This window comes from Paraburkholderia sp. (genome assembly GCF_050742655.1).
GTDB lineage: Bacteria > Pseudomonadota > Gammaproteobacteria > Burkholderiales > Burkholderiaceae > Paraburkholderia.
Genome location: NZ_JBOIGG010000007.1, coordinates 1 through 21,438, shown reverse-complemented (window position 1 = coordinate 21,438; position 21,438 = coordinate 1). Strand labels below are relative to the sequence as shown.

The window sequence follows — 21,438 nt, the reverse complement described above, 5'->3', positions numbered from 1 at the left end:
TGTTGCAGAACGCATATAAATCGTCATAAAAATGGTTAATCCGAATTAAAATAATTAGGATTACATATATTTTTAAAGATGATTTTTTGTTGATACGGATGCCTTATTTCTTCATGTTTAATGCGATTCGACATGACGTTCGATCGAATTCCAGGACGACGCGAACGCGCATCGCATCGCCATCGCTTTTGTCCAGATCGGAATTCGAAACGGCCTGCCGATGCTGCTGCAATGCAACCTGGCCGATCGGGACGTGCACACAGTTCGGCCCATCTGCACACGGACACCCACTTCAACTTTCTCAACAAATCTCAAAAATCGCAGCAGCATGCTGCTGTCCGAGTGTTTCGATGCCGTCGCCATTTGTTCGACACGAAAGTTCACATTTCGCCCGACAGCCGTCTTTTTACCGCATCGTTTTAACGGCGCGGACCCCTGTCGCTGAGCGGGAACAGTGAGATAATCGGCAGTAAAAATCGCCTGACAAGTAGCGAGAACCGGTAGTTCTGTCACGCATGCCATCATCGGTAGTCGTTTAAAACACCGTTGGTCTGACAGACGTCTTACTAGGGGTTGCGGAGGGGGAACTTGTCTTTTCCGATCGGTGGACCACGGTTCGTCAATGTCGAGATGATCGCGACTGGCTAGCGGACCGATATCGGCGAAGACACGGGTGCGAGGACCGGAACGATCATGGGCAGGGAACCTACGCCGTTGCACAAGCTTTATGCGGAGCACCACGGCTGGCTCGTCGGCTGGCTGCGCAGACGACTGGGTAATTCGGATCAGGCAGCGGATCTCGCCCAGGATACCTTCGTCAAACTGGTCGTCGATCGCGAAACCCAACCGCTCGATCAGCCGCGAGCGTATCTGGCCACCATCGCCCGTCGACTGCTGATCGACCAGACGCGGCGCCACACGCTCGAGCGGGCTTACCTGGAAACGTTGGCGGCGCAGCCGGTCGGCCACGTTCCATCCGAAGAGGCCAAGGCGCTGGTGCTCGAAAGTCTCCGTCAGATCGACGCGATACTCCAGAAGCTCGCCGAACCGGTACGCGCCGCTTTTTTGCTGTCCCAGCTCGACGGCCTGACTTATGAAGAGATCGCTGGGCGACTCTCGGTTTCCACGCGGACCGTCAAACGATATATGGCCACCGCTTTCGAAGAATGCCTTTGCGCGATGTATGAAGTATGAGCAACGATAAACTCGACCCGCAGCTCTTCCGGCAGGCCGCGCAACTGCTTACGCGCCTTCACTCCGGATACGCCACCGACGCAGACCATGCAGCGTTTTCCCGCTGGCAGGCACAGAGCGACGCGCACCGGCGCGTCGGAGAACTTGCGCAACAGTTGCGCCACCAGTTCGAAGCCGTGCCGCAAGGGTTAAGCAGCGCGCTGCGGCACGACCAGGACGTTCTGAAAACCCGGCGACGGGTGGTCAAGACAATTTCGATGCTGGCGGTCGTCGGCCCGACCGCGTGGCTCGCGAGCCGGATGCCGTGGCAGGTCTGGAATGCCGGTTACCGGACCGCCACCGGCGCGCAGCGCGACGTCCAGCTTGCGGACGGCACGCATCTCATCCTGAATACCGACAGCGCGCTGGACGTCGTGACGAATGCGTCGACCCAGAAGGTGGTGCTGCACGAAGGCGAGGTGATGGTGCTTCGAGCGAGCACCGGGCAGGCGACGCATCGCGCGATAGCCGTGCAGACTGCCGAGGGATCGGTCGAGAGCACAGGTGCGCAGTTCAGCGTGCGCCAGTTGTCGGGACTGACGAAGGTCGCGGCATTCATCGGCGACGTCCTGCTGTCTCCCGCTTCAGGGACCTCGTCGCGGCTCAAGCAGGGGCAATGCTGCTCCTTCACGCGCGATGCCACTGCCGCGCCGCAAACCGTCAACGAGCACGATGCCCTCTGGACGCGCGGCCTGATCTACGCCGACAACATGCGCCTCGGCGACCTGGTCGCGGAGCTCTCACGCTATCGCAGCGGCGTACTGCGCTGTGCCGACGACGTCGCCGGTCTGCGCGTGTCGGGCCTGTACCAGGTATCGAACACCGACGCGACGCTCGCGTTGCTCGAGCGCGCCTACCCGGTACACATCCAGTCGATCACCCCGTACTGGACGGTCGTCGAAGCACGTGGCAGCGGGTCTCGGGCCGGCGATGCCGACGGCTCGCCGAAGCCGGTTGCCAGCCGACACGACACGTAGCCTCGATGAAGCTGTACCGTCGAAGTCGACTGGTCCATGCCGCCACGGAACGCCTGTCGTACGCTCGTGCGCGCCGGCTTCGCGAAGGCACAATCGGCCTGCTCCTCATGGCCTGCATGACCTTTGCGCACGCCGACACGCGGGCGACCGACACACGCGCGCTGACCTTCGACATTCCGGCCGGATCGCTCGACGGCGTCCTTGCGCGCTTTGCCACCGAGGCCGGCGTATCGCTGTCGTTCGCGCCGTCGGACGTGCAGGGTAAGCACAGCGAAGGCGTGCATGGGACCTATACGACGGCGGATGCGCTGACCGCGCTGCTGCACAATACCGGCCTGAGCAACGCGATAGAAACCGCGAGAGGCTATCAATTGTTGCTCTCTCCCGTCACGTCACCAGGCCCTCGTTCGCCGGACGCCATCACGGAGGCGATCGTGCTCCCCCCGGTCAAGGTGTCGGGCGCTGCGCATGGTGCAAATCAGGAATTCACGGCCACGTCGTCCTCGACAGTGACGCGTACCGCCACGCCGCTTTTCTATATCCCGCAATCGGTTACCGTCATCACGCCGGCACTGATGCAGAGTCAGCAGATCCAGTCGATCGACGACGCGCTGCGCGACGTCAGCGGCATCACCTTTTTCGCGTCGAGCGGGGTATCCGTGCAGATCGGCAGAGCACCGTTTATCCGCGGCTTCGCTGCTCCGGTGACGCTGAACGGCATGCTGACGCCTGACGCCAGCGAGACACTCAAACTGCCGATCGCGGCGTTGTCGGGTATCGAGGTGATCAAGGGCACGGACTCGATTGCCGGTGGCTCGGCACTGCCGAGCGGTGTGATCAATGTGAACACGAAGCAGCCGCAAAGCACGCCTGTCCACCAACTGACGTTGCAGGCAGGTTCGTACGGAGACTGGCTGAGTGCCATCGATCTTGCCGGCCCGATCGGCGATAGCCGGCAACTCACTTACCGGTTCGTCGTATCCGGGGAAAGTGCATCGAGAGACTTCTTCGGACAGGACGGTCAACGCAATTTCTATATCGCTCCGTCGGTCGCCTTCGACAACGGCAAGACACGGCTGGTCGTCGGCTTCGAACAACATGCATTCAACGGACCTCAGTTGCCCTACACGGTGCTCCTCCCGTCAGGCCCGCTGCCGGCGCACTCGCCACTGGTCGACCCTGCGAGTCGCTTTTACGGTAACGACACCGGGGTACATTACGACCTCACCCAACGTTTGGGTGGTGACGCACTGACTTTTCACAGTCAGGCGAGGTACGACGCGCAGAAGAGCTACGCCCCCAGCGCCTGGGACCTGCTCTCGGTCAATCCGATGCCGCCGCTGATGGGCTACTACGAGACCTTCCGATATCAATCTCAGGTCAGCAAAGTCAGTCTGGACAACAACCTGAAGGCCACGCTTTCCACCGGGCCCGTCAAGCACACATTGCTGTTCGGTATGACCTACAGCAGAACAGCCGAGACGCTCAATCAGGCCAGCGGCAACCTCATGAACAAGCCGATTCCCTGGCAAAATGCGCCACCGCCGGCGCTGTCGCCTTCAATCCCCGACCCCACTAGCGACACGACCACCATTGCAGAGACGTTTTATCTGCAGGACCAGATAGCGTGGAACTCCCTGCGCATTCTGGCCAGCATCAGCCGCGGCGCGCAGTGGGGCACCGGCCAGCAATACCAGAGCGCCTGGTCGCCGAGTGTCGGCATCCTTTATCAGTTCACGGATAGCGTGGCCGCGTATGCGAATGTTCAGCGAAGTTTTTACGCGCAACCTCTTCTCGATGCGGCGGGCCGCGTCACACCACCGGAAACCGGACGTTCCGCCGAAATCGGTCTGAAGTTCGACTCACCGGACGCCCGTTACTCCGGAACGATTGCGCTGTTCCGCATCGCCGAGTCCAATGTCGCGATATCTGATCCGACGAATCCCGATTTTTACGTAGTCATACCGTCAGGCTATGCCAGCCGGGGCATCGAGGTGGACGCGACGGGGCATCTGGTACCGGGCTGGAAACTATCCGCGAGCTACACGTATTCCGTGTTATCGAATCCGCCGGGCGTCGCCACCATCCAGGTGCCCAGACATGCCTTCAGCCTCTGGACAACCTACGATCTGCAATCGGAGCGCTGGCATGGATGGGGGGTGGGACTCGGCATCCGCGCACGATCGTCCTATGCGACTGAGGACAATGTTGGCGATGTCCTATCGATTGCCGGTCAGCTCCGTACCGACGCAAGCGTCTACTATCACGCGCGCACGTGGTCGATGACATTGGGCGTCAAGAACGTGTTCAATCGCCGGCTCTACGGCGACTATGCACAAAGTCAGTTTACCGAAGTGCAGCCGACGCGCCTGTTCTATCTCACCGGTGTCTACGATTTCTGAGCATCGGGATCAATCTTTATTGATACGTCATGGTGAAAGTCATCACCGTATTCGCCGTACCGGGCGTCACTGATGCGGCAGTCTGATAGTAAGCGGCCTTCAATGGAATCGTGTAGGAACCGCCCGTCGCAGCGTTGTATCCGCTCATCTGATATTGCACATCGAACTTGAGTGCGGCATTGCTGCTATCCATCAGTTTCAGTCCAATGCCGGCCGCAGTGGACCCGGTCAACGCAATCACGCCGTTGACCGTATCGGTCACACCGCCTGGCGCATCGAACCCGTACTGGATTTTCGTCATGCCCGCAGGACATCTGTCGAGCGCCACGTCGAAGCTCACGGGGTTCGTCGACGAGCCTTTGCCGGTGAAGGCGGACGCCTTGTATGAACCCATCGATACCGTCACGTTCGGCGTCGAACAGGCAAGCACCGTGACGATCGTGGGACTCACCCTGAACGACTTGTACGGGATATCGGTCCGCACGACAGCGGCTCCGCCCCCTGCCGGCCCGACAGTCACGGCCGCCTGAAAAAGAACGCCTCCAGACATAATGCCGGAGGCAATCGGTCCTGTCTTGACGAGAACCGCGGAAACCTGACCGCCATTCGTGATCGCTCCCTGCCCACCGCACGCGCTGCCATCCCACGGAGGTTGCGACGGGTTCGACCCGATCAGGCCCAGATCCCGAGGGGTTTGCCAGCCGCACGCATTGGCATATGCGCGGACACCGATCGCGACTCCGACGCCCGGTACGTTGGTATTGAAAACGGTGTACGTGACCCCGCCGCTGTTAAGGGTCACGCCGGATTTGCTCAACGACGGCAATGCCGCGAATCCGGTCCCCGTCAACGCCCCATTGCTCGAGTTGCAGCTGTAGTAGCGGGTGACTTGCGGCGTACTCATCCAGTTGCCGAGCATGGTCCCCACCACCGCGTCCCGCGGAACCGTTATCGCCTCGGGCATCGGAATCGAGAAGGTCTGCGCAGTGCCGGTACAGGTCGCCTGCGCCGATGCGTGACCGGACAGCATGAGCAGAATCATGCTCATCGCCACGCTGGCCATATGTCGCAAGCTGGTCCAGTTCATCCGCCATTCAAGCCATCGCATCTTCATCACCTACCTTCAGTATGTATTCCAGCGCCGTCGCAGCACCGCCAACGGTCGAACGCCAGGCCGATCGCCGTGGCCACGCTCCCGGTCATTGCACGCACATCGCGTCGACCGTCGTCCATGCACCAGTCCTGCTATCCGATGCAGGCAGGTCGAACGACAGCTTGCATTGCCGATCCACCGCGTCGCCCCATTTCACGTTGAACGCACTGTTGCTGCTTTTAAGCCCGCGAACGACGATGCGGCCCGCCTGTGCAACCGTGCCGACGTTGTTGCCGGCCGCATCCGTCACGTCCGCACCGAACGGCAGTGGTTTGCCATCGGCCGTGCTGGCGCGCACGATCACCGCGCGACCGCCGCCTTCGGTATCGAACTTGAGCCGCACGACAGCGCCCGCCGTTGGTGCCACACGTTGCGAGGTCGATTTCAGTTCGACACTGATCGGCAGTCCCTTCGGGTCGATCTCAATCTCGTTCGTCGAGAACGGTGTCAGGCTCGACACGATCGCGTGCCCCCAGTGGTCGACCCGCAGGCCGCTGCCGTTGGTCACGCGCGCGCCGTTTGCATCCTTCGCCTCGATGATCGCTATCGTCTCGCCCATGGCTGGCGAAAATGCGACGCCACCGCCGTAAGCCACGATGCCGCCCGCGAGACCCGCACCATATTGCGTATAGCCGGTGCTCTTCGAGACATTCCCGGTGACCGTCGCGACCGGTGACAAATACGAAACGTTGCCGCCAAGACTGGTGGCCGCGCTGCCGTTCCCGCTGGTATGTCCGATGTTCAGGCCATAGGACAGCGCGTTGTCGACGCCGAGCGCGCCAGCCATAGATGCCTGCGCGAGCACCGTGCCATTGGAGTCGTGCTGCACGCTCGTCGACGAATAGACCGTATGCGAGCCGATGTTCAACGGGATGCCCACGTTCAGCATCACCCGGTTGTCCCACTTGCGCTGCATCAGATCGTATTGACGCGAAACCGATAAGCCGTAGTTCACGCGCCGGAAGCTGTTGTTGCAGCCGGCCTGGAATTGCGTGTCCTGGCCCGAACGATTCCAGTACTCCTGGGTCGAGCCCGACAGGTAGAACGAGCCGAAGCCGGCAGGCAAGCCCTGATTCACCGTCACTTGCAGCTGGTCGCGCTGGATGCCGCGGGACATGACGTCGCTCATGCCGCGCGCCGCCAGATTGCGCAGCACCATTGCATCGTGCAGGCCCAGATAGCCGTTGCTCGAATAGCGGTACGCGGCCACCGTGATGTTGGTATCGGTCGGCGCGAGCAACTTGCTGTAGGACAGCCGCACGCTTTGACCGGTGCGGCCTGGCTGGTTCGGCAAGCGTGCGCTGGCCTCTGTGACGTCGAGACCGAACGCACCGAAATCCGTATTGAGCGCCGCGCCGATAACGCCGGCCACATAACCGTCGGCAGCGACGATCCCGCCGTAACCCGTCACCACGTTCGTGATGCCGCGCTGGACGGTGGCCTCGAACAGCTTGGGACTCGCATGCACCTGCTGGTCGCGATACTGCCCCACGGTCACGCTATAACGCATGATTCCTGGCCGCAATGCGTTCACCGCGGCCGCGTAGGGCACCTTCGACACATGCTTGCTGCCGTCGGCTTCGGTAATGGTAACTTCGAGGTTGCCGCCATAACCGGTCGGATAGAGATCGTCGATCTCGAACGGGCCGACCGCGACGTTCGTTTCGTAGATGATGTTGCCGTTCTGGCGGATCTGCACCAGCGCGTTGCTATTCGCAATGCCACGGATTGTCGGTGCATAGCCGCGCTGCGATTCCGGGTACATCCGGTCGTCCGTAGCCAGTTGCACGCCGCGAAACCCTACGCTGTCGAACAGCGTGCCTTCGGTGAAGGCATCCCCGATCACCAGTTGACTTTTGAGCCGCGCGACGGAGCGCTGCAAGCTGGTCTGTACGTCCTGGTAATGCGTACCGGTCTGTGCATCGTGAGTCAGACTACCGACGTGGCGGAAACGCCATGCACCCAGATTCATCCCGGCAGTCAATCCGACATAGCCTTGCGTGGACGACGGCCCCTGCGCCTCGGCGTGATAGACGTTCGCGTTATATTGCAGCAGCGCCGCCGGCACACCTTCATCCCAGTACCGGGGATCCACATAACCACGCGCGTGCCGGTTCATTGCCGCTTGCGGCACGCTGACATCGAGGCGTAGTTCGCCGCTGTCGAACGATGCCATGGCATCGGGGACGAGTTGCGGCAACAGTACGCACGCATTGCCTGAATCCGAACCGGTCTTGAGCGCCGTGCTCGCCTCGGCCGACAGCTTCGACAGATCCACGCCGATCCGCTCGAGCAATGCCTGGTCGAAGCATGGCTGCACATTGCCTGTGCCCGAACCGACCTGTTTGAGCGTGATGTCGGTGCGACCAAGCCACCCGCCATTGTTGACGTACAGATCCGCGCGAAACATACCTGGCATCACCGGGTTGCCCTTGTTGTAGCGACTCACGTCGATGTGCGGCGCGCCCCGTCGCTGCAGGAACAGATCGTTGAACTCCACTTCCGCGACTTGCGATGTACCCGATGTGCCCGATGTGCCTGCTGCAAACGCACCGACGTTCGTGAAGAAACACAGCGCGGCGAAGCTGCACCGGCGCAGTCGTGCAGAAAAGGGAAAGCAGAATTTCTGTCGCATCGTCGTAGTGGCGTGGCCGGGTTTTGGGCAAACCCTCCCCCTGCCGAATCCATGGCTCGAGCGTGAAGGTCCTTTCAAGAAAGGCCTGGGGTAAGCAGGCGCACAGCAAAAGGGGCGTCGTGTTACCGACGGCTATCGGTGGTACAGAGATCGGCGGTACAGAGTGGTACAGGTGATATTGGCAATGCGGGCGGTATGAAGCATCATTTCGATGAAGCAGCCGGGCCTTGCTGCAACGTGGCATCACCGCTCGCGGCGCCCCCAAAGTCGTTCAATGCGCTGTAATGCACACTTGCCCGCTCTGCTCCGGTCGCGTCGCCCTTTAGCGGGAACGTGACAGTTTCATGCGGCCCAACCATTCCGCCATCGTCGAAGATCGCGACCTTGCCGCCTGCACGCACCTCGATCAGGATGAGCGATACGTAGTACGGCGTCGGATTGGTCGCTTCCGCTGCCGGTTGATTGCCGGACTGCTTCAACCGCCAGTTGAGCTTTGCGGGTGCGTCGTCCGATCGTCCTTCAAGTCCTCGAGGACGGAAGAAAAGTTTGATGCGCGAGCGGAACGCGAGCTGGAGCCGGTTGACATCCGCTTCGTTCGCGGCTGGTTTGGGCGGCACTTCAAGCACGTTGAGCCAGAAGACGGACTCCCTGTCTTTGGGCAGCGGCTCTCCCGTGTAGATAATGCGCAGCGTCTGCCCCCTGGCTGGATCGATCCGTGCGATCGGCGGTGAAACGGTGAACGGCACGTTGCTTGCCGACGGCGCCGCCTTCGTGTCGCCCGTGTCGATCCACGATTGCACCAGCGCCGGCGATTTGCCCTCATTCGACAATTTCAATGTCGCCTCCGGCTCCTCAGCGTGATAGACAACGCGCGTACCCGCTATCACCACGGATGCATGTGCGTGACTGGCACCGGCAATCCAGACGACAGCGCTCCCGATGGCAATCAGGTTCTTGAAGGCGTTTCTAGAATTCATGGCGATGACTCCGCATGGGCACGCGGATCGTTGCGACATGAAGCGAACCCGTGGCCCACTGCACCGACCCTGTCGAATACCCGGCGAGACTTACTGGTAGGAAAGCGTGTACATCACCGTGGAGTTCGCCGCGCCGGCTGTTGCCGCGCCCGTCGCGACGTATTGCGCGTAGTAGTTCAGCGTTGCGCTGCCCGTCGTGATCGCGACCGGCTTAGAGTTCTGCGATGCATCCGCTGCGCCAGCCTTGATGTCCGAGAAATCCCCGTTCTGCAACCCGATCTCGACATTGGTTGCGCCGCCGGTTTTCAGAATCAGATGACCGGTCTGGAGATTGACCGTCGGACCTGGTTCGAAATACGTATGGACATTGCCCGTGGCCGGTGTGCAGGCCGTCAGCGAAATGCCGAACGGTGTGCGGCCCGCAGTTTGGCCGGCAGCGGCCAGTGAACTCGACGAAACGGTCGGAAGAGTGACGGTGAAGTCTCTGGCGTTGGAACCATTGCCGTTAATCGTGCAGGTCTGCGCGGTGACGTTGCCGTTGAAAGCAATCGTGCCGTCCGCGGCAGCGGCGACCTGCGACGCAACCGCAAAACCGACCAGAACGATGCTGCAAAGAAACCTGGTATTCATAGCAATTTAACTCCCACGTGGTTAATTCAGATTGCGAGATTAATTGAAGATAGATGACCTCTCCTGTCCAATAGTCTTCAACAGGCTGGCGTCCGTTCATGGCTATTTCTAGCCTGGTCACAGCCTGTTTTTAGATCACTTTGGATGTGTTAATCGTAGTGATTACCCACAATCAAATTAATAAAAATTGTCACGCCAATACATCTATTTAATTCGGATAATTATATTTAAATAGAGATATTTATTGACTACTCCATAGAGCCGCACACGGTGTGGTAACTGCTTGCTCCGGTCAGATCTCGGTCAGGTGGGACAACGGGATTTAAAGCGGGAAACGACAGATGAGGTGACGCAATCGGCGCGGGCGCGCCCTGACGCCAGGTATCGTGCCCTGGCGCCAGGCGTCAACGACTTCGAGATAACGCGATGAACGACAACCTTCAGGCGGCCTGCCTCTGACAATCGGCCTGCTCCGGTTTTTCAAGGTCCGTATTCCCGACGATCAACCGATACCCATGGGTATAAACCGAGTTCAGGCGCATGCCGTTTTCGGGATTGAGCGACAGTTTTCTGCGGATCCGCGATATGTGCGTGTCCATTGCTCTCGACGATCCATCGTACGCATGCCCCCAGGCCAGACCCGCGATGACGTCCCGCGAGATGACGCGCCCGACATTGCGAAACAGGATCGCCGCGAGGTCGAATTCCTTCTCCGTCAAATCGATTGCCTGATCGCGCACATAGATGACACGGCTCGTGAAATCCAGCCTGTACTGACCGACGACGAGTTCTTGCTGGAATTTCTTCGCCGAATTCTTCCGTCGCAGCAACGCACCGACGCGCGCCGCCAGCTCCCGGTGCCGGAACGGCTTCGTGACGTAATCGTCCGCGCCCGCCTCGAAAGCCTCGACGATATCGGCCTCGAGTATCCTGGAAGTAAAGAAAAGCACCGAAGGCTGGTTACCAAGATTGGCGCGGATCCAGCGCAGGATATCGAGCCCGCTCACGCCCGGCAGCTTCCAGTCGAGAATGATCAGATCGACCGGATTTCTCTGCAGGAAGCCGATGACTTTAGTACCGTCCGAGATTCTCGACAGTTCCACGCCGAGGTCCTGAAGTGCCAACGCCGCAGCGTCGGCATTCGTTGAATCGTCTTCTACCAATAAGACTTTCATTTGATTCTCTCGTATAAGACACGCTATTAGTTTTAAGGTCTCCGCGCGACGGTCATTGCAGGAGAGACCTATTCCCGGCACCGGACACGTTCCCGCAGGTATTACTTCAAGGCACTAGCAGCAAAGAACGTCTCTCGCCGCCATCACTTCACCTTCCTCGTTTCCACCCGCTCGACTGACGGGTTCACGCGAAGGAAACCCATCGCCAGGCCGACCAACGAAATACCCTTGCGCATACACCGCGGGATGCATCGCCAGCCAGTCCAGTTGCTCGCCGCTCTCGACACCTTCCACCACCGTTCGAAGCTGAAGGTCGGCAAGCATCCCGAACACGCCCCGCATCACGCGGGCCGTGCGACCTGGTTCGCAGGACGATTGGCAACACAAAAATTCGCGCGCCAACTTGACCGAATCGACATGCGCCGATGCGAGCACCGCCAGCGACGAATAACCCGTACCGAAGTCGTCGAGCGCGAGCCGTACGCCCATCGCCCGGATCGGCGACGTGAATTCGCGCGTCGCGACCAGCGCCAGCGTCTCTTCGCTTTCGAGGAGCTCCAGTTCCAGCGAGGACGGCTGCACGTCGTATCGGCGGGCGGCTCTATCGATCTCCGTTATCAGCCGGTCGTCGAGAAGCTGCGACGGCTGCACGTTGATCGCAACACGCGGAATGTCATGGCCCGCATCGCGCTGCGCGCGAAGTTCGCGGCAGGCGACATCGAGAACCAGCCGCGACATCCGATGTGCCACCGCATGGTCACGCAGCGCACGCTCGAACGCACCGGGAAACAGCAGCCCGTAGTGCGGGTGCTGCCACCTCAGCAGGCACTCGACGCTATCCAGTTCGCGCGACTGCGCATGGACGATCGGCTGGAACGCGACCCGAAACTCCCCTGCTTCCAGTCCCGCGTGTACCTGATCGACAAGTTCGGAGTCCGTTCGCTGCGCGACCTCTCCCGTAAGCTCTCCGTGACTCCGGACCATCGTTTGCATGACATCCTCTGTTTCATCTTGACCAGCCGGTAATCCTTCCCGACAACGATATGACTTGCTGTATATGGGTAGGACGTGCTGGTCGTCGAAAGGGGACACAAATCGTCAAAGATTTTTCGGCGGGACGGGGTTTCCCAGCCTGGGGGGTCATCGCGCGCGCGACGAGGCAGGCGGGGACGCCTTGCACAATCCGCCGCAACATCCGGCGTCCACCCCGCGCGCGATTTGTTCCTGCCGCGCATTAGTGTTTGTCCCCGCCGGGTATTCGAGCTCGGCGCCGACGCGACTACATTGGTCTTCATCGGCATCGCCGGGTCAGATGGCAAATCCATCACGTAACCCACCGGCGAGCGAGCCGAATCCAATCATTCGAGGTTCATCATGAGCACATCGCAAAAAGTCGTCATCGTCACGGGTGCGTCGCAAGGCATCGGTGCGGAACTGGTCAAGGCTTTCCGGCAACGCGACTATCGCGTGGTCGCGACAGCGCGCAGCATCGCACCGTCGGACGATCCGAACGTCGTCGCCGTCGCAGGCGACATCGCCGATCCGGCCACCGCGCGGCGTGTCGTGTCGGAAGCAGTCGAGCGTTTCGGCGGTGTCGATACACTGGTCAACAACGCGGGCGTCTTCGTCGCCAAGCCCTTCACGCGCTACACCGCCGAGGACTACGCCACGATCGTCGGCGTCAACGTCACAGGCTTCTTCAACATCACCCAGCTTGCCGTCGCCGAAATGGAGAAGCATTCGAGCGGCCACGTCGTCAGCATCTCGACGAGCCTCACCGATCACGCGGTCGACGGTGTGCCGTCGGTCCTCGCGTCGCTGACCAAGGGTGGTCTGAACTCGGCCACGAAGTCTCTCGCGATCGAGTATGCGAAGCGCGGCATTCGTGCGAACGCGGTGTCGCCGGGCATCATCAAGTCGCCGATGCATCCCGAAGAAACGCATGAAGCGCTCGGTGCGCTGCATCCGATGGGTCACATGGGCGAGATGAGCGATATCGTGAACGCGGTGCTGTACCTGGACTCGGCGCCTTTCGTGACGGGAGAAATCCTGCACGTCGACGGCGGCCAGAGCGCAGGCCACTAATCCTGCCGCACGCACGTGAGCGCCACCGGCCGGCGCTCCGTTTCAACCACGCAGCCATCATCGTCAAGGAGAACACCATGCCGATCGTCACGATCCAGATCACCCGCGAGGGCACGCAGCCCGGCATCGCCTCGGTCACCGCGAAAGAAAAGGCACAGCTGATCAAAGGGGCGAGCCAGCTGCTGCTCGACGTGCTGCACAAACCGCTCGAAGCCACCTTCGTCGTGATCGACGAAGTCGACACGGAGAACTGGGGCTGGGGCGGACTGCCGGTGAACGAGTACCGCAAGCAGCGCGCCTTGAAACCGGGCTGAACTCGCCGGCAAGACGCAGCCTGCTATGCTTCCCCGACACGATCCGCCGCACATATCGCGGGTATGGCGGCCGCGCGATGTGATGCGCGAGCGGTCGAATCCACCGGACCAGCCGGATAGTCGGGAAGCCATGCAGCGTCAATTCGAAGATCTCCTGCTCGGCAGCATCGAGCTGTTCTGTCTCGCCGCCGAAGCGGAGAGCTTCACGGTCGCCGCGACTGCAGCCAGCGTGACGCCCGCGGCCGTCAGCCGCGCGGTCGCGAAACTCGAACAGCGGCTCGGCGTGCGGCTGTTCGTGCGGACGACGCGGCAGATCCGGCTGACCGACGAAGGCCGTCGATACTTCGAGCAATGCCGGCAGGTGCTGGACCAGCTCGCCGATGCGGAACGCGAAGCGACCGGCCAGCAGGCGACCCCCACCGGCGTGCTGCGGATCAGCATGCCGACGCCGTACGGCCACTACCGCGTGCTGCCGCTGCTTGCGGAGTTCCGGACGCGTTATCCCGGCGTCGCGATCGAAACGCATCTGAGCAACCGCAACATCGACTTCGCTGACGAAGGCTTCGACCTCGCGATTCGCGGCCGCGCGCCGCGCGATTCCACTCTGATCGCGCGGAAGCTCGAAGACGCTGAACTCGTCGTCGTCGCGGCGCCCGCGTATCTGGGTCGCGCGGGCCGGCCGGAAACGCCCGACGACCTCGCCCAGCACGACTGCATCCACTTCGAGTTGCCGAGCAGCGGCCGCCCGGTCCCCTGGCTGTTCCGCTACGACGGCACAGAAACCGAAGTGCCGACCCGCGGCGTCTATGGATCGTCAGGCGACGTGCTCGCCGGCGTGACGCTCGCACGGCACGGCGCGGGTATTTTCCAGACCTACCGGTTCATCGTCGAGAAGGATCTCGCGGAACGCTCGCTCGAGGAGCTGCTCGTCCCCTACGGCGGCTGCTCGCGGCCGTTCGTGCTGCTGTATCCGCATAGCCGTCATCTGTCGTCGCGCGTGCGCAGCTTCGTCGACTTCCTGGTCGAGCGACTCGAGCAATAGCCCTGCCTCACTGCCCGGCATTTTTTTCATCTTCTGCGCGACGGATTTCCCGATGCTCCACGTTTAACGGGAAACCACGGAAAACGGCGCACATCCTGCGCCGCCCGTCCATTCACGGAGTGCAGATGAAATCCTTTGCCATCAAGCGGTTACTGATGGGTGCCGCAGTGGCGCTCGCGACGTCGGGCGCATTCGCGCAGGCCGTCATCGTTGCACCGCCGCCCCCACCGCGCGCCGAGCTGCTGCCCGCGCCGCGCGCCGGTTACGTGTGGGACCGCGGACACTGGCGCTGGGCCCGCGGTCGCTACGTGTGGGCGCCGGGCCACTGGCAGGTAGTGCGCGTCGGGTATCAGTGGGTGCCGGGACACTGGGCGCAGCGCGGACCGAACTGGTTCTGGGTCCAGGGGCATTGGGCATGAACGGCATCACGAAACGCTCACCCCAACGGAGACCCACACGATGAAACTCGCGAAACTGCTCGTAGCCGCGCTCGTCGCGGCAACGCTCGCCGGCTGCATCGTCGTGCCGGCGCGACCTGCGTATTACCGGCCGGCCCCGGTCGTCGTATATTGAGCGCGTCGAAACATGCAGGCGAGACCGCGTCTGCGTCGCGACGGACAGGGAGCCACGGCACGTGAACGATGTTCAACCCGCACGGGCGACACAGCCGGCGTACCACATGCCGCGCGGACGGCAGATGCCGTCGCGCGCGTCAACGGGCCGTGTGCGTTGAGCGGGCCCGACGCGCACGATCCCGACGCGGAGCTGGTCGAACGCGTCGGCAGACGGGACCCGGCAGCCGTGCGCACGATGGTGTCGCGCAAGCTGCCGCGCCTCGTCGCGCTCGCGACGCGGATGCTCGGCGACCGTATGGAAGCCGAGGACGTCGCGCAGGAAGTCTTCATGCGGATCTGGAAACACGCACCGAGCTGGCGGCCGGGCGAAGCCCGCTTCGACACCTGGCTGCACCGCGTCGCATTGAACCTCTGCTACGACCGGCTGCGCCGCCATCGCGAGGCGCCGGTCGACGACGTGCCCGAAGTCGCCGACCCGGACGCGGCACCCGACGTGCAGCTCGAAACACAGGCGAACGCCGCACGGGTGCGTGCTGCGCTCGCGACGCTGCCCGCGCGGCAGCGCGAAGCGCTGGTGCTCAACTATTATCAGGAGCTTTCCAATCTCGAGGCCGCCACGTCGATGGGCATTACGGTCGACGCACTCGAAAGCCTGCTGGCCCGCGCGCGCCGTAACCTGCGCGCGCAGCTGGACGGCGGCCGCAGCAAGGACACGCCATGACACCCGAGAGATTCCGAGCCATCGTCGACGCCTACGGCGCCGATTCCCGTCGCTGGCCTGCCGATGAACGGCACGCGGCCACCGAGTGGGCCGCGCAGCATCGCGACGAAGCCGATGCGCTGTGCACACAAGCCGCCGAACTCGACGCATGGATGTCGAGCGACGTCGTGCCGGCGTCGGACCCCGAACTGCAGCGGCGCATCGTCGCATCGGCACCCAAACCGAAGACGCCGCGCGCTCAGGTGTGGTGGTCCGGTGTCGCGTTCGCCGGCGTCGGTGCGATTGGCGGCCTCGCGGGCGCGCTCGCGGTGTCGTTCTTCGTGCTGTCGGGCACGCCCTCTGCGGCGTCCGACGCGTCGTATCTGACAACGAGCTTCGGCGGATCTGCCGCGGACTGGAGCAACGAATGAACAGCCGGTCGTGGAAAGTCATCCTGAGCGTATCGATCCTGCTCAACGTGTTTCTGCTCGGCGGCATCGCGGGCGGTGCGTACCGATGGTTCGCGACGCACGAAGGCGTTGCCGCAGTAGCCGGCGCGCAGAAAAATGCACTGCGTTTCGCCGCATCGGATTTATCGCCGCAGCGGCAGCAGGAATTCCTCCAGGCGCTGAAAGAAGCGCGCCGCAACGGCCGGATGTTCGCGCGCGACGCCCGCGAAGGTCGCCGCGACGTGCTGGAACTGCTCGCCCAACCGCAACTCGACCGGCCGGCGCTCGATGCCGCGCTCGCCCGCACGCGTGAAGCCGACAGCGCGCTGCGCGCACGTGTCGAAACGGGCGTCGCCGATTTCGCGGCAACGCTGACGCCGGATGAACGCCTGCATTTCGCACAGAGCCTGCGCGAACACGGCCAATGGCGGCTGCCGCCGGCACGACAACCGGCGCCAAAAGCGTCGAGCCAGTAACGCACGCGCTCGCTCGCATCGACAAAACAAAAACCTCCAATCCCGCGACGGATTTCCCGACGGCCTGCGTTTAACGTCCATACGCAAACACGCAAGCCGGAAGGAGCAGGTATGGTCATGACCCCTGCGGCAATCGCGCTGAACCGTTTCGGGCTCGGCGCGCGACCCGACGATACCCCGCCGCGCGATCCGCGCGCGTGGCTCGTCGAGCAGTTCGACGCATGGCAACCGATGCCGTCCGCGTGGGCGTCCCAGCCGACCAGCCTCGCGCTCGCCGCGGATGCCGTAGCACAACGGCAGCAGGCTGGCATCGGCGCGTCTGCTTCAATCCCGAGCGCATCGTCAAGCCCAGAGAATACGAACAACGTTCAAACCGCCCGTCGCGCGCTGATGCAGAAACTGCGCGGCGAAGCGCGCGACACCTATCGCGCGGCCGTCGATGCGCGGCTGTCGAGCGCACTCGTCACACCGACGCCGCTCGTCGAACGGCTCGTGCATTTCTGGGCGAATCACTTCGCCGTATCGGTCGACAAAGGGCAGGTCGCGATGTTCGCCGGCGCGTTCGAAGCCGAAGCGATCCGCCCGCACGTGCTCGGCCGCTTCGACGAGATGCTGGTCGCCGTCGAGCGTCATCCGGCGATGCAGATTTTTCTCGACCAGACGCGCTCGGTCGGTCCCGACAGCATGGCTGCGATGCGGGCCGCGCAACGCAACCCCGCAAGCAAGCGCGGACTCAACGAAAACCTCGCGCGCGAAATCATGGAGCTGCACACGCTCGGCGTGCGCAGCGGCTACACGCAGGACGACGTCACCGAGTTCGCCCGCGCGCTGACCGGCTGGAGCATCGCCGCCGCGCGCGGTCCGCGGCCCGACGCAGCGCCGCCCGGCAGCTTCGTGTTTCGCACGGCGCTGCACGAGCCGGGCACGCGCACGGTGCTCGGCCGCCAGTACGATCAGCCCGGCGAAGAGCAGGCGCTCGCGATCCTGAACGATCTCGCGCACTCGCACGCATGTGCGATGCACGTCGCTGACAAACTCACGCGTCACTTCGTCTCGGACGCGCCCCCACCCGCCGTCGTCGCGCGCGTCGCCAACGCGTTCGAGCGCAGCGGCGGCGATCTGCCGACGGTGTATCGCGTGCTCATCGAGTCGCCCGAGGCGTGGGCACCGGCACCGGCCAAATTCAAGACGCCGTGGGAATGGGCGGTGTCGTCGATGCGCGGGCTCGGCTGGCGCGACATCGGCAACCTGCAGGCCGCACCGCTGCTCACACAGCTCGGCGAACCGGTGTGGCGGCCGGGCTCCCCTGCCGGCTACGACGACATCGCCGCGAGCTGGGCCGCGCCCGACGCACTCGTGCGCCGCGTCGAACTCGCGCAGCGTCTCGCCGCCCGCACTGGCGACGCACTCGATCCGCACACGCTCGGCGATGCGTTGCTGCCGGGCTCGCTCAGCGACACGACACGCACCGCGGTCACGCGCGCCGAAAGCACGACGACCGCGCTCGCTCTGCTGCTCGTGTCGCCCGACTTCCAACGGAGATAGCTCATGATGTCCCGCCGCCGTTTCATCCGCTGCGCCGCCGCAGGGGCAGGCGCGATTCTCGTCTCGCCGCACATTGCATTCGCCGCCGCGCGCACCGAACGCCGCTTCGTCTTCGTGATCCAGCGCGGCGCGGCCGACGGCCTGAACATCGTCGTGCCGTATGCGGAGCCCGCGTACGCGACGCTGCGTGGTGCGCTTGCCGTCGACACATCCGCGACGACGAAACTCGACGGCACGTTCGCGCTGCATCCGTCGCTTGTCGAGACCGCAAAGATGTACGCCGCGCAGCAGGCGCTGTTCGTACACGCGGTCGCGTCGCCGTATCGCGACCGCTCGCACTTCGACGGCCAGAACGTCCTCGAAACCGGCGGCCTGCGTCCGTACAGCGTGAAGGACGGCTGGCTCAACCGGCTCGCGCAGCTGCTGCCGCCCGCACGCGATACGGCGATCGCGTTCGCACCTACCGTGCCGATGGCGCTACGCGGCGGCGCGAACGTCGCGTCGTACGCACCGTCCGCGCTGCCCGCCGCACCCGACGATCTGCTGATGCGTGTGTCGCAGCTCTACGACGAAGATGCGCAACTACGTCCGCTGTGGGAATCGGCGATGACCGCGCGTGGGCTCGCGAACGATGCAGGCGCGCGCCAGGATCCCGCGAGCGTCGGGCGGCTCGCGGCCGGTTTTCTCGCACGCGACGATGGTCCGCGCATCGCGATGATCGAGACCGGCGGCTGGGACACACACAGCGCGCAGAACCCGCGGCTCTCCGCTCAACTGAAAGCACTCGACACGATGGTCGCCGCGCTGCGCGATGGACTCGGCCCACATTGGGACAACACGACCGTGCTGGTCGCGACCGAGTTCGGCCGCATGGCGGCAGCGAACGGTACCGGCGGCACCGATCACGGCACGGGCTCGGTGGCGATGCTGATCGGCGGCGCGGTCGCGGGTGGTCGTGTACTCGCCGACTGGCCGGGTCTGCGCAACAGCGATCTCTACGAAGCGCGCGATCTGAAACCTACCGCCGCACTCGACGCGCTGATTGCCGGTGCCGCGAGCGAGAGCCTGCGGCTCGATCCGCACCGCACGGCTACCGCGCTGTTCGGCACGACGAATACGCCGCGCGCGACCGCCGGGCTCGTGCGGGCATAGGCGAATCGATCGCATGGCGCACACAACATCATTCAACCAGGGAGCGTAAAGATGAAGAGTCGATCAGGATGGGGAACGGTATCGCTGATATCGTCGGTGTCATTGATATCGTTAGCGTCACTCGTAACGGCGAGCTCGTTGTTGCTGAGCGCCTGCGTCGTCGAGCCGGTGCGGCCACCGCAACCCGAGCCACGCGTCGAAGTCGTGCCGGTCGCGCCTGCGACGGGATATCACTGGGTCAAGGGACATTACCGGTGGGAAGGCAATCACTGGGGATGGGTGGGGGGGCACTGGGCGCCGGGGTATTGATCTCGCGGTAGCGGGTGCGCTCATTTAGATTCATCACCAGCTACGCCGAATACATCCCCTCCGGCCCATTGCGCAGCGTCCGCGCGACGATCCGCAAACCGTCGCGCAGACTCTCGACCGTCCGCGCGCCGCTCATGCTGATCCGCACCGCATGCGGCGCCGAGCCGCGTCCAATGACGAAGCTGTCCGCGGTCTTCACGAGCACGCCGGCTTGCCGCAACGCCACCGCGAATTCCGCCGCGCGCCACGGCTCCGCAAGCGACAGCCACAGATGCGCGCTCGCCGGATCGGTGCGATACGGAATGCCCGCGAGTTCGTCCGCGGCAATCGTGTGCTGCGTGGCGATCCGTTCGCGCTGCAACGCGATCAGCCGCTCGATCTCGCCGCCGTCGATCCATCGCGTGACGATCTCCGCCGCGAGCGGCGCGGTCATCCAGCAGTCGCTGCGGATCACCGCGACGATCTTGCCAACCCAGTCCTGCGGCGCCTGCACGTAGCCGATCCGCAGCCCCGGCGCGACCGCCTTCGAAAACCCGCTGATCGCGATGCCGTGTTCCGGCAGCAGTGCGGCGATCGGTTGCGGCGGCCGCCCGAGCACCGCAGCCGGCACGAGGTCTTCGATCACCATCAGGTTGTGACGCAGCGCGATGTCGGCAATCGCGCGACGCCGTGCATCGGTCATCGTCGCGGTGGTCGGGTTGTGCAGCGTCGGCACGCAGAAGAGCGCACGCGGCGCGAGTAGTCCGCATGCGCGTTCGAGCGCGACCGGCACGAGCCCTTCGTCGTCGATCTCGATGCCGACCAGGTTGAGCCGCAGTTGCCGCGCGAGCGCGAGGATGCCCGGATAGCTGAGCGCCTCGGCGAAGATCGTGTCGCCGGGCCGCAGCACCGCGCGCAGCACGCACGCGAGCGCATGCTGCGCGCCCTGCGTGACGAGCACGCGCTCGGCTGGCCCCGCGCTGCCCATCTGCGCGAACCATCGGGCGCCGGCCTCGCGGTGCGAGCGACGCCCCGCTTCCGGCTGGTACAGCAGCAGTTCGCCGGCGAGCCGCTCGTCGGCGGCGATGTCGCGCAACGTCGCGCCAAGCGCACGCGCTTCCTGCGTCGAGACCGGTATGTTCTGGCCGAGATCGATCGGCCGCGGCGTGCCCGCGAGCGGCAGCGCGGTCGCTGTGTCGTCGGTGTGCCGCCCGGCGCGCGTATCGAATGAGGCGGCCGACGGCGTCGCACCACGATCGAATTCCGCCACATACGTGCCATCGCCGACACGGGCGATCGCGAGACCGCTGCGCTCCAGCTCGGCATACGCGCGGCTTACGGTGCCGGTCGTCACGTTGAGCTCCCGCGCGAGCACGCGATGCGCGGGCAGTTTCTCGCCAGGCGGCAGCTGACCGTTGCAGATGGCCTGCGCGTAGGCCTGCGAGATCGCACGGTATTTCGGCTCGTCGCCGCGCGTGAGCTTCGGCAGCCAGGTGTTCATCAGTGTCTCCTTATATCTTGCTTTTGATTCAGAATTCAGTGGGTAGCAAGCCATTAATGGTTTGCCACCAAGCCGGTTGGCAGCCGTGGCGCAGCTTGTGTCTCCTGCGAGTTTCAAGCTCCGTCGACA

The 21,438-nt window shown here is 63.4% G+C and carries 20 protein-coding genes; 13 read left to right on the top strand and 7 right to left on the bottom strand.

The window, feature by feature from the left end; translation table 11 throughout:
- Positions 1–693: 693 nt before the first annotated feature.
- Genes ACREXZ_RS11860 through ACREXZ_RS11850 form a run of 3 tightly spaced genes read left to right on the top strand, consistent with a single transcriptional unit; the run spans position 694 to position 4,612 of the window.
- The gene (locus ACREXZ_RS11860; RefSeq protein WP_431764269.1) at positions 694–1,194 is read left to right on the top strand and encodes a sigma-70 family RNA polymerase sigma factor; all 501 of its coding nucleotides are present in this window, start codon (positions 694–696) and stop codon (positions 1,192–1,194) included.
- A complete protein-coding gene (locus ACREXZ_RS11855; RefSeq protein WP_431764268.1) occupies positions 1,191–2,210 on the top strand; it encodes a FecR domain-containing protein in 1,020 nt (339 codons plus the stop codon). Before ACREXZ_RS11860 ends, ACREXZ_RS11855 begins: the two co-directional genes overlap by 4 nt.
- Before the next feature lie 5 nt (positions 2,211–2,215).
- Positions 2,216–4,612 (top strand): TonB-dependent siderophore receptor, encoded by a 2,397-nt coding sequence (locus tag ACREXZ_RS11850; protein WP_431764267.1) that lies wholly within the window; start codon positions 2,216–2,218, stop codon positions 4,610–4,612.
- A 16-nt stretch (positions 4,613–4,628) separates the two neighbouring features.
- Here the strand turns inward: ACREXZ_RS11850 and ACREXZ_RS11845 are convergent, their stop codons facing one another.
- The 6 genes from ACREXZ_RS11845 to ACREXZ_RS11820 all read right to left on the bottom strand — a co-directional run bounded on the left by ACREXZ_RS11845 (position 4,629) and on the right by ACREXZ_RS11820 (position 12,274).
- Positions 4,629–5,675, bottom strand: coding sequence for a fimbrial protein (locus ACREXZ_RS11845; protein ID WP_431764266.1), 1,047 nt, complete (start codon positions 5,673–5,675; stop codon positions 4,629–4,631).
- Between the two features lie 136 nt (positions 5,676–5,811).
- Entirely contained in the window at positions 5,812–8,400 is a 2,589-nt protein-coding gene (locus ACREXZ_RS11840; protein ID WP_431764265.1) for a fimbria/pilus outer membrane usher protein, read from the bottom strand.
- A gap of 203 nt (positions 8,401–8,603) precedes the next feature.
- Positions 8,604–9,416 (bottom strand): fimbria/pilus periplasmic chaperone, encoded by an 813-nt coding sequence (locus tag ACREXZ_RS11835; protein WP_431764264.1) that lies wholly within the window; start codon positions 9,414–9,416, stop codon positions 8,604–8,606.
- 51 nt (positions 9,417–9,467) lie between these two features.
- Positions 9,468–10,007 carry a fimbrial protein gene (locus ACREXZ_RS11830; protein ID WP_431764263.1) on the bottom strand — a complete coding sequence of 180 codons (540 nt, stop codon included), beginning with the start codon at positions 10,005–10,007 and terminating at the stop codon, positions 9,468–9,470.
- A 440-nt stretch (positions 10,008–10,447) separates the two neighbouring features.
- On the bottom strand, positions 10,448–11,182 hold the full coding sequence (locus ACREXZ_RS11825) for a response regulator transcription factor (RefSeq protein WP_431764262.1): 735 nt from the start codon (positions 11,180–11,182) through the stop codon (positions 10,448–10,450).
- A gap of 114 nt (positions 11,183–11,296) precedes the next feature.
- Complete coding sequence (locus ACREXZ_RS11820; RefSeq protein ID WP_431764261.1) at positions 11,297–12,274, bottom strand: EAL domain-containing protein; 978 nt, start codon at positions 12,272–12,274, stop codon at positions 11,297–11,299.
- Between the two features lie 282 nt (positions 12,275–12,556).
- Between ACREXZ_RS11820 and ACREXZ_RS11815 the strand changes: the two genes are divergently transcribed.
- From ACREXZ_RS11815 to ACREXZ_RS11770, 10 genes are all read left to right on the top strand, one after another.
- On the top strand, positions 12,557–13,267 hold the full coding sequence (locus tag ACREXZ_RS11815; RefSeq protein ID WP_431764260.1) for an SDR family NAD(P)-dependent oxidoreductase: 711 nt from the start codon (positions 12,557–12,559) through the stop codon (positions 13,265–13,267).
- Positions 13,268–13,344: 77 nt separating this feature from the next.
- Positions 13,345–13,581 (top strand): tautomerase family protein, encoded by a 237-nt coding sequence (locus ACREXZ_RS11810; protein WP_431764259.1) that lies wholly within the window; start codon positions 13,345–13,347, stop codon positions 13,579–13,581.
- Between the two features lie 130 nt (positions 13,582–13,711).
- Positions 13,712–14,623 (top strand): LysR family transcriptional regulator, encoded by a 912-nt coding sequence (locus ACREXZ_RS11805; protein WP_431764258.1) that lies wholly within the window; start codon positions 13,712–13,714, stop codon positions 14,621–14,623.
- 125 nt (positions 14,624–14,748) lie between these two features.
- The gene (locus ACREXZ_RS11800) at positions 14,749–15,042 is read left to right on the top strand and encodes a YXWGXW repeat-containing protein (RefSeq protein WP_431764257.1); all 294 of its coding nucleotides are present in this window, start codon (positions 14,749–14,751) and stop codon (positions 15,040–15,042) included.
- Between the two features lie 310 nt (positions 15,043–15,352).
- Complete coding sequence (locus tag ACREXZ_RS11795) at positions 15,353–15,919, top strand: RNA polymerase sigma factor (RefSeq protein ID WP_431764256.1); 567 nt, start codon at positions 15,353–15,355, stop codon at positions 15,917–15,919.
- A complete protein-coding gene (locus ACREXZ_RS11790) occupies positions 15,916–16,329 on the top strand; it encodes a hypothetical protein (RefSeq protein ID WP_431764255.1) in 414 nt (137 codons plus the stop codon). The genes ACREXZ_RS11795 and ACREXZ_RS11790 overlap by 4 nt, the downstream gene beginning before the upstream one ends.
- A complete protein-coding gene (locus tag ACREXZ_RS11785; protein ID WP_431764254.1) occupies positions 16,326–16,823 on the top strand; it encodes a periplasmic heavy metal sensor in 498 nt (165 codons plus the stop codon). Before ACREXZ_RS11790 ends, ACREXZ_RS11785 begins: the two co-directional genes overlap by 4 nt.
- Before the next feature lie 111 nt (positions 16,824–16,934).
- Positions 16,935–18,368, top strand: coding sequence for a DUF1800 domain-containing protein (locus tag ACREXZ_RS11780; RefSeq protein WP_431764253.1), 1,434 nt, complete (start codon positions 16,935–16,937; stop codon positions 18,366–18,368).
- Positions 18,369–18,371: 3 nt separating this feature from the next.
- Entirely contained in the window at positions 18,372–19,520 is a 1,149-nt protein-coding gene (locus ACREXZ_RS11775; RefSeq protein WP_431764252.1) for a DUF1501 domain-containing protein, read from the top strand.
- A gap of 51 nt (positions 19,521–19,571) precedes the next feature.
- Positions 19,572–19,829, top strand: coding sequence for a YXWGXW repeat-containing protein (locus ACREXZ_RS11770; protein WP_431764251.1), 258 nt, complete (start codon positions 19,572–19,574; stop codon positions 19,827–19,829).
- A 40-nt stretch (positions 19,830–19,869) separates the two neighbouring features.
- Here the strand turns inward: ACREXZ_RS11770 and ACREXZ_RS11765 are convergent, their stop codons facing one another.
- Complete coding sequence (locus tag ACREXZ_RS11765) at positions 19,870–21,309, bottom strand: PLP-dependent aminotransferase family protein (protein ID WP_431764250.1); 1,440 nt, start codon at positions 21,307–21,309, stop codon at positions 19,870–19,872.
- Between the last annotated feature and the right edge of the window lie 129 nt (positions 21,310–21,438).